We start from the raw sequence: 17264 nt of genomic DNA, 5'->3' as shown, positions 1-17264 counted from the left end.
AGTACCAACATCACAGCCCGGCAATCCGCTTCAAATCGGCTTCCGCACCCGGCGCCACAGCCATTACCTGCGCGCCTTTCAGCAAACGTTCGCCTTCGGTATTGAACGGGTGATACCAGCCACCCGCCTCTTTCACCAGGCAATAACCGGCCAGACAATCCCACGCGTGCATATAAGGTTCGTAATAGCCAACTACACGCCCCGCAGCCACCCACGCCAGCATCAATGCGCCCGAACCGATGCGGATAAAGTTACCACCCGCAGCCAGCAGCGAGGCGAGGATTTTCCCCACTTCATCCGGACTCACGTGGCTGTTAGCACCAAAACCGGTGACATGGTTTTGCAGCGTGCGCGTCGCATCCACCTGCAAGCGCTTGCCGTTCAGCGTCGCGCCATGGCCGATGGCCGCCACGTAGCACTCCTGGTAATAAGGCGCGAAAATCACGCCGATCACCGGCACGCCATCGTGTAGCACCGCGACGGATACGCACCAGTTCGGCATGCCATTGAGGAACGGGCTGGTGCCGTCAATGGGATCCACTACCCAGGTATAGCCCGATGAGCCTTCCTGCAGACCATACTCTTCGCCGAGGAAACCATCCTCCGCAAACTGCGCACGGATTTGCTGATCGATCATCTGTTCCACTTCACGGTCAGCGCGGGATACCACATCCTGCAAATCGTATTTGGTTTCCACCACCAGGGTGTCGCGCTGATGGAAATATTCCAGCGCTTTAGCCCCCCCTGCGCGGGCCACTTTCTCCGCCAGAATCAGGCGCGATAACAGCGGGTCATTGTCTAATTCACTCATCATCCATCCTTAAATTAACCGGCAATCAGGGCCAAACCCTGAGGTTTAAAATCAATTGCGACATGCGATGCCAACGGCAGCTGCTGCTCCATCTCCGCATCAACAATGAACAGCGATCCCAATTCGGTGGCGACTTCATATTCAATATGGTCGCCCAGCCAGGTGCTATGCGTTACTTCGCCACGCAGTGCGCCTTCGCCTTCGCCGCGCAGCGTGATGAACTGCGGACGGACCGACAGCTGCGCCGCGCCGGTTTTCAGGCCATTGCCACGCACGCGATAGCGCTGGCTGCCTAAGCGCACCAGCGCCTCACTGCCTTCGAGCTGCTCCACTTCACACGGGAGAATATTGGCTTCACCCATAAAGTCGGCGATGAACACCGAGTTTGGCGCGTGATACAGGCTTTCCGGCGCGCCCTGCTGGGCAATATCGCCCTCTTTCATGACAATAATCTTATCGGAGACCGCCAGCGCCTCTTCCTGATCGTGTGTGACATATACGGCGGTGAAGCCGAGCCGCTGCTGCAAGTCGCGGATATCGGTGCGCACCCGTCGGCGCAGACGTTCATCGAGGTTGGAGAGGGGTTCATCCAGCAGCAGCACCTGCGGCTCCAGCACCAGCGCACGTGCCACTGCAATGCGCTGCTGTTGACCTCCAGAGAGCTCCGACGGCAGGCGCTGACCTTGATGTTCCAGCCCCACTAGCTTCAGCCCTTCACGCGCGCGGTCCTGCGCTTCTCGTTTATTCATCCCGGATGACTGCAAGCCGTACATGATGTTATCCAGCGCGCTCATGTGCGGGAACAGCGCGTAAGATTGAAATACCATCGCCACGTCGCGCTCGTTGGCGGGCAGATTGGTGACATCTTTGCCACCAATCAAAATGCGTCCGGCGGTGGGATGCTCCAGCCCGGCCAATAAACGCAGCGTTGTGGTTTTACCGCAGCCGGACGGGCCGAGCAGCGTGACCAGCGTGCCGGGTTCGACGGTTAACGAGAGATCGGGAATGGCATCAAAACCGGCAAAGCGTTTTGAGACATGTTCAAACACCACAGAACCGGCGGTTACGCGAGTCATACGGCACTCTCCTGAGTTAATGAGGTTGAAGCAGGCGGTGCAAGCATATCGACCGGACGGGCCACACGACGCAGACGTCGTTCGCCCACCAGCCACTGGAACAGGCCGATGATCAGCAGCATGACCACGATCAATACCGTTGAATAAGCAATCGCCACGCCGTATTCGCCGTTTTCTACCAGCCCAACGATGTAAGACGTTGCCATGTTGTATTGCGCACTGACGAGGAAAATCACCGCACTGATCGAAGTAATGGCGCGCACAAAGGCGTAGACCAGCGCGGCGCTGATTGCCGGTTTCAGCAGCGGCAGCACCACTTTGCGCAGCGTGCGGAAGCTATTGGCACCCAGCGTTAATGAGGCTTCATCAAGACTTTTGTCCAGCTGACTCATTGCCGCGATGCCGCCGCGTACGCCAACCGGCATATTGCGGAACACAAAGCAGGCGACGAGGATCAGCGCGGTGCCGGTGATCTCCAGCGGTGGCAGGTTATACGCCATTACGTAGCTCACGCCGATGACCGTGCCGGGAATCGCGAAGCTGAGCATCAGCAGGAATTCAAAGGTTTGACGCCCAGCAAATTTCTGCCGCACAATCAGCCAGGCGGTAAGCAGGCCAACGATCGCCGTCAGCGGTGCGGCAATCAGCGCAATTTCCAGCGTGGTCCAGAACGAGTTCCATGCTACGCCGCTCCACAGCAGATGTCCGTCGCTGAAGCTGACGCCGAAGGCGCGAACGTAATGCGCGATGGTCAGCGCATCGTTCAATCCCCACGACTGCACAAAGCCGCCCACCACAATCATGCCGTAGATCACCAGCGTGAACAGGCCCCACGGAATCACCATGCCGTACACACCAAAACGCAGCACGCGCGGCAGCTGCAAATGTTTGCCGCCGTCGCCTTTGCCGGTCACAGTGGCAAAGTTTTTCCCGCCCAGCCACCAGCGTTGCAGCACAAAAGCGGTCAGCGTGAAGCACAGCAGAATCATCGCCAATACCGCCGCGCGGCTCGGATCGTTTTGCGCGCCCACCACCGAGAAGAAGATCTCAGTTGAGAGCACGCCGTGGCTGCCGCCCAGCACCATCGGATTACCGAAATCCGCCATGCTTTCAATAAAGCTAATCAGGAAAGCATTGGCTAAACCCGGCGCCATCAGCGGTAAAGAGATGCGGCTAAAGGTGCGCCAGCGATTGGCACGCAGCGTTTGCGAGGCCTCTTCCAGCGAAGGACTGACCCCTTCGACTACGCCAATCAGTACCAGAAAAGCAATCGGCGTAAACGACAGCACCTGCGCAATCCAGATACCGGTTAAGCCATACAGCCAGCGGCCCGGCTCAATGCCAAACAGCGCCGCCAGGTGTTCCGTCACTACGCCGGAGCGGCCAAACAGCAGAATCAGCGCCAGCCCGATGACAAACGGCGGTGTGATAATCGGCAGGATGGTGAGCATACGCAGTGCTTTCTTAAAGGGTAACGGTGTACGCGTTGCGGCGAGAGCAAAGGCCAGGCCGAGCAGCGTGGAACCTGCTGCGGTCATTAGCGCCAGCCACAGCGTACGCCACGCGGTGCCGCAGGTGCCGCCCGACAAACAGGAGAGGCTCCAGATTGACGGGTCCTGAATATTGCTGATCAACCCATCCGGCTTGAAACTGCCGTCTACGTCCTGAACTGATACCACAAACATGCTTAGCACCGGATAAAGCACAAAGATGCTGACCAGCGCGGTGAGCAGCACCAGCGACGCCACCACAAACGCATCGCCTTTCATCACCCCGCGCTCAGCAAGTGCAAAAGAGAACAGCAGCAGAAACGTGGTCAGCAGCAGCAGCGCCCCCGCGCCCATCGCCGGTTGACCGGATTCGAGCGCGCCGAAGCGATTTTCCAGCCACACCCAACTCCAGCCGCTGTAGCCAATGGCGTGGCCTTCAATCACCAGGAACAGCACGCCAAGCGCGCTAAAAAGCAGCAGCAAACGGCTACGCATCCTTGAGGGCAGCACGCCGCAGGCTGCGCACAGAACAAACAGCGCGATAGCGATGGCAAGCCACGGATGTTCGCCGAGTTGCCACAGTGCAGGCGCGTTGCTGCTATCGCTCCACAAGCTGGTTAACCAGCCGCTGCTGAAGAAACCGGCTTCCAGGCTGAACCAGGGCAGCAGCAATAAAGCCACTGCGCCGATGAGCAGCGCGCCTGTCAGACGGCGATTATTTGCATTCATCAAATACCTCGACTTCGGGTCTCGTGCGGTGCTTAACCAGGTCGCCATAAATGGCGACCCTACAAGGTTTGGTGCTTAACCAGGTCGCCGAAATGGCGACCGTACGGGGATTTGACGCGGTTTTGTAGGGTCGTCATTCATGACGACCTGGCCACAGAATGCGCCGATCTCACTGCGCGCTGGCGCCAATCTCTTTATCCCAACGCCCTAACAGCGCTTTGCGCTTAGCGGAATCACCGTAGGTTTTGAAGTCGTAATCAATCAGTTTGATGTTCTCGAAACGCGGCGCGTATTCAGAAATCTCGGCGTTACGGTTCGATGGCAGCTGGAACGATTTGGCCTCCTTCATGTGCGATTGCGCTTCAGCGCTTAGCGCCCAGTCGTACCAGACTTTGGCATTGGCCAGGTTACGCGCGCCTTTCACAATCGACATCGAGCCAATCTCATAGCCGGTGCCTTCGCACGGCGCGACGGTCTTGATCGGGAAGCCATCCACCTGCATCGCCACCGCATCATGCATAAACACGATGCCGACGGTGGTTTCGCCACGCGCGGCAGATTTCACCGGTGCGGAACCGGATTTGGTGTACTGCGAAATGTTGGCATTGAGCTTCTTCAGGTAATCGAAGGCTTTATCTTCGCCCATGATCTGCACCAGCGTGGCCAGGGTGTTGTAGGCGGTGCCGGAAGAATTTGGGTTAGCGATCTGAATTTCACCCTTAAAGCTGGGATCCAGCAGATCGGCCCAGCATTTTGGTTCTTTAAGCTTTTTCGATTCCAGCAGCCTGGTGTTGTAGCCCCAACCGAGCGCACCGGCGTAGATACCCACCGTACGATAGCCGGAGTTCTCCGCCTGCTTCTGCGCCCAATCCTGCTGCTGGTCGAGCAGCGGTGATTTGTACACCTGCGTCAGCCCCTCTTCCGCGGCTTGCATATGCGGATCGCCGGTGCCTGCCCACCAAATATCGGTACGCGGGTTGCGCGCTTCGCTGCGCAGACGCGCATAGGCTTCGCCTGCCGAGAGTCGTACCATGCTGACTTTTATATCCGGATGCGCCTTGCTGAAAATAGTGGTCATAAGCTCACACACCACCACGTCGGCAGAGCAAACCATATTCAAATTGCCCGCTGCCGAGGCGGCAAACGGCAGTGCACTGCAACAGAGGGATAGCGCGATGGCCATTGAGGTGACTCGCATAGTGTTCTCCTGGTTTGTAGGGTTGGTGCTTCATTGGCACCTTTTCTTGCACGTGTGTGCAAAGTAGTAATGAACAAGAATTGTCCTGTCAAACACCACATTGCGCAATTGTTAGGCGGTGTCACAAAAATGCAACAAATGAGATCTCAGGCAGTTTGCACAGCTTTGCAATCTAAGGCAGACTGAATTGAGTCGATTGAGATGGGGTGTTAAGCATGCAGCATGAGAAAGCGGTGGTCAGCGCGCAGGACGTGGCCGATCGCGCAGGCGTATCGCGTTCAGCGGTATCGCGCGCGTTTACGCCAGGCGCCAGCGTGTCACCGGCAACGCGCGAACGGGTGATGAAGGCGGCAGCGGAGCTAGGCTATCACGTCAATCATCTGGCGCGCGGCCTGGTGCGCAACCGCAGCAGCATTGTCTGCCTGATTGTTTCCGAAATTGCCACGCCCTATCGCGCCAGTCTGGTGCGCTGGCTGACACAGTTTTTACAGGAGGCGGGAAAAGTGGCGATGCTGATTAACACCGATCGCTCTGATAACAGCGTTTCCGCGGCGCTGCAGCAGGCCATTAACTTTCGTGCCGATGCCTCCATCATTCTCTCCGGCATGCCGGATCGCACCATCACGCGCCAGTGCTACAAACACGGCCAGCGCATCATCTTAATTAACCGCGACGAAGCGCTGCCGGGCTCGCTCAGCATCAACCTTGATGCAGAAAGCGCCGCTGAAACGGCATTAATGGCGTTTCAGCGCGCCGGTTGTCGCCATTTGGCGTTTGCCAACTCGCTTGCCGGTACGCCAAGCCTGCTTAAACGCGAAGCCACTTTTATCGCCCTGGCCGAACGCGCCGGGTTAAGCGTAACGGTAGAGCGCTTTGGCACCACCTCTTACGAAAGCGGCCAGATTCTGGCGCACCGCTTACTGACGCGTCACCAGAGGCCGGACGGCGTGTTTTGCGTCACCGATTTGGTGGCCTGCGGGTTTATGGATGAAGCGCGCCACCGCTTTGCCCTGCGCGTACCGGAAGACCTCTGTTTGATCGGGTTTGACAATATCGCTCAGGCCGGTTGGTCATCCTACCATCTCACAACATTTGCGCAGCCGGTTGAGCAGTTTGCCCATGATGCAGTGAAGTGGTTAATGAAGACGGAGGAAGATGACACCGGTTTCACTCCACAAGGTGAACAGCAACACGATAGTTTGCTCTATCAGGCCGATGTGGTGTGGCGTGGTTCGGTGCGCGGCGGCTGACAAACGTCTTTTACCACGCCGCGCAGCCAACGATGCGCGGCATCATTTTCCAGTCGCGGATGCCACAGCTGTGACACGGTCATTTCCGGCGTGGCGAATGGAAGTTCAAACATCGCTAAGGTGCTGCTGTTTTTGATCAGCGGATGATGCAGAAACAGCGAACGCGGCACCAACGCGACAAGATCCGATTCCTGCGCCAGCGCCACCGCCGTTGAAAATGCGGGCACCACCGTCGCCACCTTGCGCGTCAAACCCGCCTGCTGCAGCGCATCGTGAATCGGGCCACCCAACTCCGCGCGACGTGACGCGATGATATGGCCAAACGCGGCGAACCGTTCGATATCCAGCTGTTGCGTCAGCGGATGACCGGCACGCACCACGCCCACAAAAACATCGCGAAACAGCGCCTGCAGGCGAATCTCCGGCCCCATATTGCCCAATACGCCAATCTCCAGATCGATGTTGCCTTCGCGCAAGTCGCGCGCACTTTTCTCTGGCTTGGGCACAAAACTGAGCCACGCGTGCGGCGCTTGTTGAGCCACGGCTGCTATCAGCTCGCTGCCAAAGGCTTCGACGAATCCCTCATTGGTGCGCAAGGTAAAACAGCGATCCAGCTGACGTAGATCCAGCGACTGCGCCGTCGGGCTTAACACCGCACGCGCTTCGCTCACCGTGTGATGGGTGCGCTCGCGGATCGCTTCAGCATAAGGTGTCAGCACCATATTGCGTCCGGCGCGCACTAACAGCGCATCGCCAGTGGTGGCGCGTAAGCGTCCCAGCGTGCGGCTCATCGCCGATTCGCTTAAGCCCAAGCGACGCGCAGCGCCAATCACGCTGCCTTCAATCAGCAGCGCATCCAAAGCAATTAACAGGTTGAGATCGGCATCATTCATGCGGGTTATCCTCGCCGATTCGACGCATCGAGACAAGGCGTTTGGTGCAGGTTAATACTGTCAATGCTGCGCATTCCGCCTGCCCTCACCCGGCGCTACACTCTATCCATCGCAAACACCGAGGAGAACAATATGAACATTTTACTGATTGGCGCATCGCGTGGACTGGGTTTGGCGCTGGCGGAAACCATGCTGCAGCGCGGTTATCAGGTGGTCGCCACCGGGCGTGAAAACTCGACAGGCAATTTACAGCAACTGGCCGGTCGCTTCCCCGCACAGCTCAGGGTAGAAAGCGTGGATATCAATGAACCCGAACAGGTCAAAGCGCTGCATACGCGGCTGGCGGATCGCCAGTTCGATATGCTGTTCGTTAACGCGGGCGTGAAAAATGACGACCGCGAAACCATCGCCGATGTCTCAACCGAAGAGTTTACCCGCGTGATGGTGACCAATGCGCTGAGTCCGCTGCGGGTGATTGAAACCTTTAAAGATCGCGTCACGGCCAGCGGCACCATCGCCGTGATGTCATCCGGCCAGGGCAGTTTGACCAACAACACCAACGGCAATTACGAGGTGTATCGCGGCAGCAAAGCTGCGCTGAATATGTTTATGCGCAGCTTTGCCGCACGCAGTGGCGGCGAACGCACATTATTGCTGATGGCGCCCGGCTGGGTGCGCACCGATATGGGCGGCCCGGAAGCGCGCCTGACCATTGAGGAGAGCATCCCGAATTTGCTGAATACCATGGAAAGTTACGCCGGACGGCGCGGGATTCATTATCTGGATTATTTAGGACGCGTGGTGCCGTGGTAAGCGAGCAGGTCGGCATAACGGTCGCCATAAATGGCGACCCTACGGAATTCCCGCCGTCCTGTCGTAGGGTCGCCATTCATGACGACCTTATTAACCCGCGCAGCAAATCCCGCAGCCAGCGGTTGGCGGCATCTTCGCTGCGCGCGTTGTGCCACAGCAGCGACACCTCGTAATCCGGCATGCTGACCGGCACGGGCGCAGCGCTCAGCGCATATAACGCGCACCAGGATGGCACCAAACCCTGCGGCACCGTAGCGAACAGCGGCAGACGTTTAAGCAGCATTGGCAGCGCGGAGAAGTGCGGCGTCACATAACGCACGCGCCGCGCCATTCCATGCTGTTGCAATTGCCGATCCAGCGCGCTTTCACTTACGCCGCGATACGACACCAACGCATGCTCGTAACTGACAAACTGCTGCAGCGTCAGCGGCGCATCGAGTTGAATCTGATCGCGGTGCCAAACCGTGCTGAAACCCGCGCGTAGGATCTTCTCACGCGTAAGATCGCGGCTGGTTTCGTTGCCGACCGTGATCACCACATCGGCCTGCTGCTGTTCCATCAGCGGAATCGCCTTCCACGGATCGGTGGCGATGACTTTCACATCAACATTCGGCGCCACGCGCGCCAGTTCTGCCAGCAAATCCGGCATCAGCCAATGTTCCAGCCAGTCGCTCATGCCAATGCGAAAACTGTAGCTATCTTCTGCCGCGTTAAAGGGCTGCTGCGTGAAGATCACGCGATGCAGATCCTGCATCAGCGGCGCGAACTGCTGCACCAACTGCTCGGCGCGTGGCGTTGGCGTCATGCCGTTTGAGGCGCGGACAAACAGCGGGTCGTCAAACATCTCGCGCAGACGCTTTAACGCCGCGCTCACTGCCGGTTGTCCGAGATAGAGCCGATTTGCCGCCTGCGTGACGCTGCGCACCTCGTACATCACCATCAACACCACCAGCAAATTCAGGTCGATGCGTGCAAAATCATTTTCGTTGATGCCTTTCATGATTTTAATCGATTTAAATAATGATCGTGCCGCCAGTATAGTGAGGCTTCTTCGCTGCAACCAAGCAATAAGGAGCACCTCATGACGATTCGCGTCGGCGATTGCCGGATTACCAAAGTGAGCGAACAAACCGCTGCCTTCCCAATCGGCGTGCTGTTTACGCCGCATCGCGCGGAAATGAGTGATGAATTAGCCAATCAACCTGCTGAAATGTCGATTCACAGCTGGGTGGTGCGCACCGGCGAACACACCATCATCATCGATACCGCCACCGGCAACGGCCGCAACCGCGATAACAAACCGCTGTTCCATCAGCTGAATATGCCGTATGCCGAAAACCTGGCGCGCGCAGGCGTTGATCCGGCGGAGGTGACACTGGTGCTGATGACACATATTCATACCGATCACGTTGGCTGGAACACCCATCAACAAGACGGTGAATGGCAGCCGATGTTCCCGAATGCGCGCTATATTTGCTCGGCGCGGGAACTGGCGCATTGCCAGCAGAATCCAGCGGCGCAGGAACTCTATCGCGATAGCATTCTGCCGCTGATCGAGAGCGGACAGCTGGAGACTATCAACGTGCAGGATTCCCCGCTGTTTGCTGGCGTGCTGCGCTATCTCTCAACTCCAGGTCACAGTGGCGATCATGCCTCGATCGTGCTGCAAAGTGCCGGTGAATCCGCCATCTTTGCCGGTGACGTGATGCACAATGCCATCCAGTTTCAGTATCCGCACTGGAACTCGCTGTTTTGCGAGGATAAAGCGCTGGCCGTCACTTCAAGGCAACGCGTGGTGGACTGGTGCGCACATCATCAGGCAATCTGGTTCAGCACCCACTTTAATGGCAGCTCGTGCGGACGCGTCTCACGCGACGGGCAATGGATTCCGCTGGAGGTTTAACCTGATGCAATACGCCGTTTATCTCACCGCTTCGATCAACGATTTACAGCAGGCGCTGACCCAGCGCACGGTGAGCGCTCGCCAGTTAACGACGTTCGCGCTGCAGCGCATTGGCGAGGTGGATCAGCCGCGTTACAACGCCATTACCTGGCTGTTTGCCGATCAGGCTTTAGCGGCGGCGGACGCCAGCGATGTGCGTCGTCAGCGTGGAGAAGTAGCGGGACCTCTGGAAGGGATTCCAGTGCTGATCAAGGACAATATTGAAGTGCAAGGCTGGCCGACCAGCGCCGGTTCGGTGCTGCTGCGTGAGGTTATCGCCAGCGATGATGCGCCGCTGGTTACCCGACTGAGAAAAGCAGGCGCGATTTTGATCGGCAAAACCGCCATGCATGAGCTGGCGGCAGGCATTACCGGCGCGTCATCGTTGAGCGGTTTTACCCACAATGCGTGGGTTGAAGGCCGCTCGCCGGGCGGATCGAGCAGCGGTTCCGCCGTAGCGGTCTCGGCCGGTTATGTGCCGCTGGCGATCGGCAGCGATACCGCCGGTTCTGTGCGCATTCCGGCGGCGTTTAATCATCTGTTCGGACTGCGCATGACGCGCGGCGCGATCGGCACCGACGGTATCGTGCCGCTGTCGCCAACCCAGGACATTCCCGGCCCGCTGGCGCGATCGGCGGCGGATCTGCGTTTAGCGTCTGAGATTTTGAGCGGGCAACAGTTCGCGGAGAGCGATGAGCCGCTGCGCATCGGCATCTGGCAGGAAGGGTTTGCTGCCGATGAAGACGAGATTAATCAGGCGGTGCGCGCGGCGCTGGTGGATTTCGCGCCGCGTGAGGTGAGTTATCCGCAGCTGGAGACATTGGCGGCTGACGCCAATATCATCGGCTACGAATTTGCCGGTGCGCTTGCGGCGTATCTGGCGGACAAACCGCAGGCGCAGAGCCGCACGCTGGCGGAAGTGGTGGCGTCAAAGCGTTACCATCCGCAGCTGGAAACGGTGTTTACCACGCGGGCGCAGCATCCGGGCGTGGAGAGTGAAGGTTATCAGCAGGTACAGCAGCGTCAGCGCGAATTGTATCTGCTGCTGGCTGAATTTTTCGCCGCGCAGCAGATCAATCTGCTGGCTTATCCAGTGGTGCGCCGTGCGCCGGTTAAGCACGGCGAGATGCAGGAAGGCAGCAACGCACTGATTTCAGCGGTGACCGGCGCGCCGGCGATCAGCATTCCGGCAGGATTCAGCGCCGAAGGTTTGCCGATTGGGCTGGAGCTGCTGGCGCTGCGTGGGCGGGAAGATTTGTTGCTGAGCGTGGCGGATAAATTCAGGTGCGCCTAAATGCGTACCCTTCTTACCCGTGCAACGCCAGTCCCTTAATCGCCTTATCCACCGCCTTCTTCGGGCCGCGTAGTGCAATACCCACCAAGTTCAAATTATCGGCGTCTTCCGCCTTAAACACGTCGCGGTTCGCGGCGTCGTGTCCGGTGGAAAACATCGCTTCAACGTAAGGAATGAGGGTTAACTCACGCTCCAGTCCCTGACGATGCGCGCGCTGTAACCCGGCTAAATCTCCGGCAAACACCAGCATTGGCTGTCCCGCCATATTGCCGTACTGGCGCTCCTTTGCATCAACGTAGGGGGCACCCATCATTTCAGGCGCGGCGGAGGCAATGCCGGTGGCAAGAAACGCCACCACATTCAGGCGCTGCCAGGTGGCTAAATCATCACGTACGATCAGGGCGATTTTGGTATCAAACATCTGCAACTACTCTCCAATGACAACAAAACCTCATCATCTAAGAGCAGGCAGGGAAGCGTATAGAACGTTTGTGCACTGACGTTGATAAGACGCCGGCGTCATGCGATAGGCGCGTTGGAACCAGCGACCCAGATGGCTTTGATCGGCGAATCCTACCTGCGTTGCCACCTGCACGGGCTCAATACCCTGGGCCAGCAGCGCGCGTGCGCTGCGCAATCGCAATCGCACCAGATAGGCATGTGGAGATTGACCAAACGCCTGTTTGAATTGGCGCGTCAGACGAAATCGATCGATGCCGGAAAGTCGGGCGAGTTCATCCAGCCCAATGTCCTGCGCCATAAAATCGTGCAGATAGTCGCGCAGCAGTTGCATCTGACGCATCGCTTCGCTGTGCTGCACGCTGGGTTTGGTATCCAGGTGACGCGCAAGCAAAGTGAGAAGATGATCGAGGCTTTGATCGCGCGCCAGCCGCCCTTCTCCCTGATGCACCGCAAACCACGCCTGCTGAATGGCGCTCGCGAGCAGCGCGTCGTCGGTGAGCGTGTGGCGGAAGGCGCCTTCAATATTCGAAACATCACCCAACCCGCGACGCTGCATCATCTCTGCCACCCAAGGTTGCGGCAGATAGAGCATCACATAGGTAAAGCCTGCGGCATCCGGCGCATGGCCATCGTGCACCGCGCCAGGCTCAATCAAAATCGCCCGGCCCGGCGTGCTGGTGTGCAGAGAACGATGGCAGTTGAAACGTTGTAACCCCTGCTGGGTCACACCCACCAGCAGTTCATCGTGGTCGTGCGGATCGTAAGCGTGCCCGCGAAAATGCGCGTTGACGCTTTCAATTCCGGTCTCGTCATCACGACGAAAATCAACCCAATCGTTATTAGCTGGCATAGGCGATCTCTGACAGATATATCAGGCATAGCCTAGCAGTCGGAACCACAGATAATCCAGTGGCAACAGCATCAGGACGCTGAACAGGAAGAGGGTCGCGCATAGCTGGAGGCCGGCCTTCGCCGGGACATTGCCTAATCCCATTGCCACCACTACCGGTGACGCCTGGTACGGCAACAGCGGCGTAGCGTAGGCAAACACCTGTAGCATGATGACGGTGAGCAGCGGAAAGCCAGACGCCTGCGCCAGCTCTTGCGCCATTGGCGTGACCATCGCCGGTACGCCATTAGCGGTGAGGACAAAATTCATTAGCGATACCAGCGCATTCAGCACGGCAAAATTACTGAACGACGGGTGATCCTGCAGCGGCAACACGCTAAGTAGCGCATTGGCGATGAAGCGCCCTAATCCGGAATCCACTACCAGTGTGGCGACGCCCAGAATACCGGCGATATAAATGCAGGTGCGGAAATTCACGCCGTTGGTGAAATCATCGCCCGAGAGAAAGCCGACGCGCGGCAGCAGGCAAATGCAGGCGGCCGCCAATCCCACCCATGCGGCGGGCAGGCCATGCAGGCTATCGGTCATCCACAACAGCAAGGTCACCATCAACAGGCCGATCAGCCGCCATTCGCTGCGGCTTAGGCCCGGCAGCACATCGCGCTGGCGAACCGGCGTCGGTGTGGCGCGAAACAGCCACAGCAGGCAACCGATTAACAACATGCCTTTGCCAATGCCGACCACCGGCATATGCAGCACCCACCACGGCAACCATTGCAAATGCAGCTGATAAGCGCTTTCAGCCGCGCCGCTCAGCACCAGATTAGGTACGTTTGCAGGCAAAATGCTGGCGGAGAGCTGGAAGGTGCCAAATCCGACCGCCAGCGCCAAACCGATGCTGCCGCGGCTGCCCGCTTTGATCCCCGCTCGTTCGCCCATCGCCAGCACCACCGGCATCAGCAGCGCAATGCGGCCCATATTCGAAGGCATGACAAACGCCAGCAGATAGGTGAGCAACACGGTTCCCGCCACCATGCGCGGCCAGCTTTGGCTCATGGGCACCACCAGATAGTTGGCCCAGCGCTGGGCGAGGCCGACTTTACGGATCGCCGCACCGAGCACAAATCCACTCAGCACCAGCCAAAATGCCGATGAGGCAAACCCGCTGAACACGCTGCTGGCGGGCGCCAGTTTTAGCAGCATCGCTGCAGTAAAAAACAGCAGCGCGGTGATAAATTCAGGTAAACGCGCACTGGCCCACAGCACAATGGTGATACCCACCACCAGTGCGGTAAGCCAAAAATTTAGATCTGTGGCCACTACTGAACTCCCTTTCCTGGTGCTGGTCGCCATTAATGGCGACCCTACGTGCCCGCTGCGGTTTTCGTAGGGTGCGCATTCATGCGCGCCTGCAGACGGATGCAAAGCGCAACAGCTTACTGCAAACCAACCTGCAGAAAGATGAATTCGTTAACAGTTTTTTAACTTGAAAGTGCCGTGAGCCAGTTAATCAGTGCTTTACTGCCGGGCTGGCTAAGCGATCGCTGTGGCCAGGCGAGGAAGTAGGGTTTGCTCAGCGGCAGGCTAAGCGCATCGACAATCACCAGATCGCCGCGCGCCAGTTCATTAGCAATTAACCGACGCTGCCCCAACAGCAACCCCGCGCCAGCCACAGCAGCATCGATTGCCAACGATGTAAGATTGAAGCTAAAAGCGGGCTGCGGCGCCGGATCATCCATCCCTTTAGCCTGAAACCAGCTGGGCCAGTCGGGCAGAAAACGCCCTTCGTTACCCCAGTCGAGATGGATCAACGGTGCCTGCAGCAAAACGTCTTGCCCCACATAGCGTTGCAGCAGCGCTGGACTGGCTACCGGCAGCACCTCATCACGGAAGAGCAGCTGCTTATCCAGCTGGGGATAGCGATCGTCGCCGAAGCAGATGACAAAATCCGCCGGCGTGGCGTTGAAATCCACCTGCGTGTGGGTGCCGTGCAGCGATAAATCGATATCCGGGCACTGTTCACGCCACTGAGCAATATTGGGCAATAACCACTTTGATGCCAGCGCAGGCAGTGAATAGAGCGTCAGTTTTGGCACGGCGGCAGCATGGCGCAGGTTTTGCTGGCCAAGGTGCAGAATGTCAAATGCTTCAGTGACATAGCGCAGGTATTCTTTACCAATGTCCGTCAGCATCACGCCGCTCTGCGTACGTACGAATAACGCGCTGCCCAACTGCTCTTCCAGCTGGCGAATTTGCTGGCTGACGGCGGCGGGTGTTAACGCCAGCTGAGCAGCCGCTTTCGCCAGACTGCCCAGCTCCGCCGCCACTTTAAACGATTGAATAACGCTAATTTTTGGCAAACGCGGTGATTGCGCAGGCATTAAGGTTTCCTTAGCAAGGTGTTAAGAATTTATCGTTACGCACTACCCTATCAGCGAGTTACAGTCATGACACACCGGTAAAAATGAGAACTGTTGCTATGTCTGCTTTGATTCGTTTCGACCTTCATCCGCTGGCTGATGCCGACTGGCGTCGCACCTGCCGTGAACAACTCAATCAGCACGGCGCGCTGGTACTGCGTAAGTTTTTACAGCCCGCTGCGCTACGCGCCATCATTGCGGAAGGTGATGCGCAGCGCCATCTGGCTTATCACACCGCCAGTAAGCACAACGTCTATTTGATGAAAAAGGATGACGCTTACAGCGCTGACCATCCACGTAATCGCGATGTGCTGAGTACCAAAGGGTGTATTACCGATGACGTGATTGCTGCCGATTCGCCGCTGCGTCAGCTCTACAATGATGCGCTGTTCAAAAGTTTCCTCTGCGATGTGTTAGGCGAAGAAGCGCTTTATCCCTACGCCGATCCGCTGTCGTCGATCAATTTGCACTACGCGCCAGACGGTCAGGAGCTGGGTTGGCACTTTGATAACTCTTCTTTCGCCATCACCCTGCTGGTGCAGAAACCTCGTGCCGGTGCGGTATTCCAGTATGTGAAAGATTTACGTAACGCCGATGCCGGCGAGATGAATTTTGACGGCGTCGCCGCCGTGCTCGATCAGCGCCAGCCGGTTGAGGCGCTGGCAATTGATGCCGGCGATCTCGTGCTATTCCGTGGCCGCAACTCGCTGCATCGCGTTACGCCAACCGAAGGCGATATCACCCGCATGCTGGCCGTGCTGGCGTACAACACCGAGCCGGGTATTGCCCTGTCGGAAACCGCCAGAATGACGTTTTATGGCCGGTTATAACGTCGCGAGCAACGCACGCCAGCCGCGCACAAAGATCTGCTGAGTACGAAACGCCACCAGCGCCCGCCAGTCGGCATCGGCGGGCCAGAATCCCTCTACTAACGCCTGCTTGATCACTCGCCCATGTTCGCTCGCCGGATCGCCTTGCAAATGTAGCCAGTGATCGTCCCGCACGCGGCGATGCATCTCTTCGCCGGTATAGGTGCCACACTCCACTACCAGCGGCAAAATCTGCACGTCAGGTAACGCAGTCAGCAGGAATTGCGACAGATAACCGGTGGCGGTAGCGGTCACGCCGGTCTCGCTATCGCGGCCTGCGCCGGTAAACAGCAGCGTTAGCCATTCGCCGTAAATTTCTTTGCCCCAGTCGTGCGCGGCGAAACGCTGCTCGGCAATCGACAGCAGCATCGGATGCCCCCACGCGCCCGCGCCGGTGTGCAAATCAAAGCTGAGAATGGTTTTTGCCTGCGATAAGTGGTTGGCGATAATGCTTTCCATGGTGCGGTATGACCAACTGGGCTGCTGGCCGCCGTAAAAGAAGCCGTCCGCCGCGTCATATTGCCCCGCTTCCACCACGCGTTTCACTGCCAGCCATCCGGCGCCGCTTAGCGTGTCGGCTAACATCCGATCGGCGTTAGCGCGATCGCCATGGTAAATCGCGTGCCAGCGAGCGTAAGCGGGATTCGCCGGAGCAGGCTGGTTGAAATCGATAAAGTTGCGATTAAGGTCAATATTGTCTTCATTGACACGTCGCAGGTGCGCAGCGCCCCATGGATTGAGCTGATGCAGCATCACAATGGCGGTATCGGCGGGCAGCGCGGTAAGGTTAAACAGATCCAGCCAGGCAATCTGGCAATCAGAGCCGTAGTAACCTTCCACACCATGCGTGCCGGCGATCACCAACATCAGCCGTGAAGCGTTAGCTTCGCCGATGACGGCAACATCGGTGTAAAGTTCTTCGCCCTGCGGGCCGGGTAATGGATGCGCGTAGGAGGTCAACGCGCCGTTTTGGCGTTTAACGGCGGCGAGAAAACGCGCGCGTTGGGTAGTGTAGTGAGGTAAGTCAGGCATGATTGATCTTGCTCTAATTAATGGCGGTCGGGATTGATCTGACCAGCATGGTGCGGTTTGCGGCGAGGTCGCCGTGCATGGCGCTCCTACGGAGAATGTTGGGTGCGCATTAATGCGCACCCTTCCAATGGCCGC

At 58.0% G+C, this 17264-nt stretch carries 16 protein-coding genes; 5 read left to right on the top strand and 11 right to left on the bottom strand.

Annotated features, from left to right (window positions below; genetic code table 11):
• Positions 1 to 10: 10 nt before the first annotated feature.
• The 4 genes from ACIP6T_RS13055 to ACIP6T_RS13040 all read right to left on the bottom strand — a co-directional run bounded on the left by ACIP6T_RS13055 (position 11) and on the right by ACIP6T_RS13040 (position 5304).
• Complete coding sequence (locus ACIP6T_RS13055) at positions 11 to 811, bottom strand: inositol monophosphatase family protein (protein ID WP_400457578.1); 801 nt, start codon at positions 809 to 811, stop codon at positions 11 to 13.
• Positions 812 to 825: 14 nt separating this feature from the next.
• A complete protein-coding gene (locus ACIP6T_RS13050; RefSeq protein ID WP_097098011.1) occupies positions 826 to 1887 on the bottom strand; it encodes an ABC transporter ATP-binding protein in 1062 nt (353 codons plus the stop codon).
• Entirely contained in the window at positions 1884 to 4106 is a 2223-nt protein-coding gene (locus ACIP6T_RS13045; protein ID WP_400457576.1) for an ABC transporter permease, read from the bottom strand. The genes ACIP6T_RS13050 and ACIP6T_RS13045 overlap by 4 nt, the downstream gene beginning before the upstream one ends.
• Before the next feature lie 169 nt (positions 4107 to 4275).
• Positions 4276 to 5304: an ABC transporter substrate-binding protein gene (locus tag ACIP6T_RS13040; protein WP_097098013.1), complete on the bottom strand. Its 1029-nt coding sequence runs from the start codon at positions 5302 to 5304 to the stop codon at positions 4276 to 4278.
• Positions 5305 to 5519: 215 nt separating this feature from the next.
• Here ACIP6T_RS13040 and ACIP6T_RS13035 point away from each other — a divergent pair, with 215 nt between their 5' ends.
• Positions 5520 to 6554, top strand: coding sequence for a LacI family DNA-binding transcriptional regulator (locus tag ACIP6T_RS13035; RefSeq protein ID WP_097098014.1), 1035 nt, complete (start codon positions 5520 to 5522; stop codon positions 6552 to 6554).
• Here ACIP6T_RS13035 and ACIP6T_RS13030 read toward each other — a convergent pair.
• Positions 6512 to 7447, bottom strand: a complete 936-nt coding sequence (locus tag ACIP6T_RS13030) for a LysR family transcriptional regulator (protein WP_400457572.1) — start codon at positions 7445 to 7447, stop codon at positions 6512 to 6514. The two genes, ACIP6T_RS13035 and ACIP6T_RS13030, sit on opposite strands and share 43 nt — an antisense overlap.
• A 132-nt stretch (positions 7448 to 7579) precedes the next feature.
• Here ACIP6T_RS13030 and ACIP6T_RS13025 point away from each other — a divergent pair, with 132 nt between their 5' ends.
• Entirely contained in the window at positions 7580 to 8260 is a 681-nt protein-coding gene (locus ACIP6T_RS13025; RefSeq protein ID WP_400457570.1) for an SDR family NAD(P)-dependent oxidoreductase, read from the top strand.
• Positions 8261 to 8336: 76 nt separating this feature from the next.
• On the opposite strand, the gene ACIP6T_RS13020 is transcribed toward ACIP6T_RS13025, so the two are convergent.
• Positions 8337 to 9260, bottom strand: a complete 924-nt coding sequence (locus ACIP6T_RS13020; RefSeq protein WP_400457568.1) for a LysR family transcriptional regulator — start codon at positions 9258 to 9260, stop codon at positions 8337 to 8339.
• An 81-nt stretch (positions 9261 to 9341) separates the two neighbouring features.
• Between ACIP6T_RS13020 and ACIP6T_RS13015 the strand changes: the two genes are divergently transcribed.
• A complete protein-coding gene (locus ACIP6T_RS13015; protein WP_097098018.1) occupies positions 9342 to 10163 on the top strand; it encodes an MBL fold metallo-hydrolase in 822 nt (273 codons plus the stop codon).
• Positions 10164 to 10167: 4 nt separating this feature from the next.
• A complete protein-coding gene (locus ACIP6T_RS13010) occupies positions 10168 to 11496 on the top strand; it encodes an amidase (protein ID WP_400457566.1) in 1329 nt (442 codons plus the stop codon).
• Positions 11497 to 11509: 13 nt separating this feature from the next.
• On the opposite strand, the gene ACIP6T_RS13005 is transcribed toward ACIP6T_RS13010, so the two are convergent.
• From ACIP6T_RS13005 to ACIP6T_RS12990, 4 genes are all read right to left on the bottom strand, one after another.
• On the bottom strand, positions 11510 to 11917 hold the full coding sequence (locus ACIP6T_RS13005; RefSeq protein WP_097098020.1) for a DUF2000 family protein: 408 nt from the start codon (positions 11915 to 11917) through the stop codon (positions 11510 to 11512).
• A gap of 33 nt (positions 11918 to 11950) precedes the next feature.
• Positions 11951 to 12808, bottom strand: coding sequence for an AraC family transcriptional regulator (locus ACIP6T_RS13000; RefSeq protein WP_097098021.1), 858 nt, complete (start codon positions 12806 to 12808; stop codon positions 11951 to 11953).
• A 21-nt stretch (positions 12809 to 12829) separates the two neighbouring features.
• Positions 12830 to 14161: an SLC13 family permease gene (locus ACIP6T_RS12995; protein ID WP_400457563.1), complete on the bottom strand. Its 1332-nt coding sequence runs from the start codon at positions 14159 to 14161 to the stop codon at positions 12830 to 12832.
• A gap of 128 nt (positions 14162 to 14289) precedes the next feature.
• Positions 14290 to 15189, bottom strand: coding sequence for a LysR substrate-binding domain-containing protein (locus ACIP6T_RS12990; protein ID WP_400457561.1), 900 nt, complete (start codon positions 15187 to 15189; stop codon positions 14290 to 14292).
• A 98-nt stretch (positions 15190 to 15287) separates the two neighbouring features.
• Here ACIP6T_RS12990 and ACIP6T_RS12985 point away from each other — a divergent pair, with 98 nt between their 5' ends.
• Entirely contained in the window at positions 15288 to 16058 is a 771-nt protein-coding gene (locus ACIP6T_RS12985) for a 2OG-Fe(II) oxygenase (RefSeq protein WP_400457559.1), read from the top strand.
• Here ACIP6T_RS12985 and ACIP6T_RS12980 read toward each other — a convergent pair.
• On the bottom strand, positions 16053 to 17129 hold the full coding sequence (locus tag ACIP6T_RS12980; RefSeq protein WP_345830562.1) for a DUF2817 domain-containing protein: 1077 nt from the start codon (positions 17127 to 17129) through the stop codon (positions 16053 to 16055). The two genes, ACIP6T_RS12985 and ACIP6T_RS12980, sit on opposite strands and share 6 nt — an antisense overlap.
• Positions 17130 to 17264 lie beyond the last annotated feature (135 nt).

Source organism: Pantoea sp. NPDC088449, assembly GCF_044753225.1.
GTDB classification, from domain to species: Bacteria; Pseudomonadota; Gammaproteobacteria; order Enterobacterales; family Enterobacteriaceae; genus Pantoea; species Pantoea floridensis.
The sequence above is the reverse complement of the archived record's forward strand: the minus strand, read 5'-3'. Positions and strand labels throughout refer to the sequence as shown.